The organism is Psychromonas hadalis ATCC BAA-638 (genome assembly GCF_000420245.1).
GTDB classification, from domain to species: Bacteria; Pseudomonadota; Gammaproteobacteria; order Enterobacterales; family Psychromonadaceae; genus Psychromonas; species Psychromonas hadalis.
The window spans coordinates 1-1,913 of the sequence record NZ_ATUO01000298.1; the positions used below are offsets into that span (position 1 = coordinate 1).

The 1,913-nt window shown below is 38.6% G+C and carries 1 protein-coding gene and 1 pseudogene; one reads left to right on the forward strand and one right to left on the reverse strand.

Annotation, left to right across the window (positions count from 1 at the left end):
• Window positions 1-160: 160 nt before the first annotated feature.
• Window positions 161-339 (forward strand): annotated as a pseudogene (locus G322_RS24985) (transposase); the annotation flags it as partial.
• Between the two features lie 303 nt (window positions 340-642).
• On the opposite strand, the gene G322_RS0119015 reads toward G322_RS24985, so the two are convergent.
• Entirely contained in the window at window positions 643-1,338 is a 696-nt protein-coding gene (locus tag G322_RS0119015; RefSeq protein ID WP_022943248.1) for an SDR family NAD(P)-dependent oxidoreductase, read from the reverse strand.
• Window positions 1,339-1,913: the final 575 nt, after the last annotated feature.

Sequence of the window (1,913 nt, forward strand, 5' to 3'; positions counted from 1 at the left end):
ATACCAATTACAGTAAATAGCTAATCTATTTTACTGGTTAAAATAACTCACTTCTGCGTTGTAAGTTTTGTAAAGGGAACAACCATTTACGTCAACTTACGCCTTAAATTTAGCTATTTTTCCTACGCAAAATTTAGATCACATACTTAATGTAATCGGTATTAATCACCTTGGTGATATATTGAGTGTGAAAATTACAGCAAGAAATGTAGATGATCGTAAGCCAGTCCCCAAATGGTTAATGCATTATCAGGTAAACTATAGGGAGATAAAGGCTACTTAGGTAAAGCATTAGTGGATAAATTACGTGATAAGGAGGTTGATCTAATAACAAATATTTGAAAAAATATGAAGAAGGTAGCAATAAGTAGATGGGATAAAGCAATGCTTAGTAACTCAAATTTCGGAGTTCATTTTTAGTATAAAAAATGGACGATGTGGATTATTGTTTTATTTCAACTCCGAAATTTGAGTTGTAATTATTATTTTCTACGTTATTTTGTGCCCTTAGCGCCATAGAAAGCTAATTCGCAATCAGCCTCAACCGGCTATTATTGAACTACTGAGTTACTGAACTACTGAACAACGCAGTTAGCATTAATTTTAACCAGTAATAATTATCAGGTATTTAATACAATTGTATTAGCCACGGTTTATCGTAATATCGGACACAAAACCATGCTCGGTACTAATGAGAGCCTGCTTGAGCATTGTGGCGGCTTCCTCTGCCGTCATAAATCCTGCCGTGTTCAAGTCTGTACCACTGGTTTTCCAAAAATCCGTAGCCATTCCACCTGGGTAAACAGCAATGAGTTTCATCGGATACCCTTTAAGTTCCAGGCGTAGTGATTCAACCAGCCCCCGAACCGCCCACTTCGCGGCACAGTAGGTAGATTCACCTGCTTTAGCTACCCGTGCGGCTGTAGACATAACAATGACCACCTTGACCTGATGATCACGATAGCGCCGAATCAACTCACGGAGCAACAAGATCGTCGTTGTGACATTATTTTCGATCAGCTGCTTAATCGCTGCTGGTTCTTGTTCTTCTATTGCACCGAAATAACCGCTACCGGCACAGTGAATAACTGTATCTGGCACCTGTTCTAGATTATCCAATAGCGCCGAGACCGAGAGCGGGTCACAAAGATCAGATTGCTGAGTACGTAGTGTCGCGGGTATCTTTCCCGCAATACCTTCCTTATTGATTATGCTTTCTGTAACCTGTGCCAGGCGTTGCTCATTGCGTCCGGTGATTAGCAATGACTTGCCATCCATATAGTACAAATTCGCGAGTGCTGCGCCGAGGCCACCACTGGCTCCTGTGATTAAAATCATCCAATTTCCTTAATAATAATTTTGTTAAGAACAAGCATTTTAAAAAATATAAGCGTAGATAATTCTACATTATATAAGTGGTTGATGCTGACAATGAATAAATAAATGGGGAATTGCCTGTGAAAAACGGCAGGTATCAATACTTCACGTAATTGTACTTGCGACAAGTATAGGAAGAATAAAACTCTTTACCCAAAAAATGTTAATTTGAACAGGACGTTTTATCTCATTCTGCTCCGATTGCGACAAAACCTTATTATAATTTATTATTCTCCTTCGTAAATGTCCGTATTTTATGTTTGTTTCTACTGGATAGGTCAGGGGCAGTTCAGCGGTCACTCTTCATACAAAGGCATTTATGAGAAAGCTCACTTAATAGCCATTAAACGAGCGGATATCAATCTAAATAAATATTTGATTAATCTTATACCATTCCGCTTAATATAATGATCAGGTTTTACGCAGGGAAAATGGCTAAGGTCAAGGCGCATGATTGAGTAATAGCCGGCTATTGCGATTGAATGCAACGCAGATATTAGTAATTTAAACCAGTAAAAACGATCAGTTACTTAGGC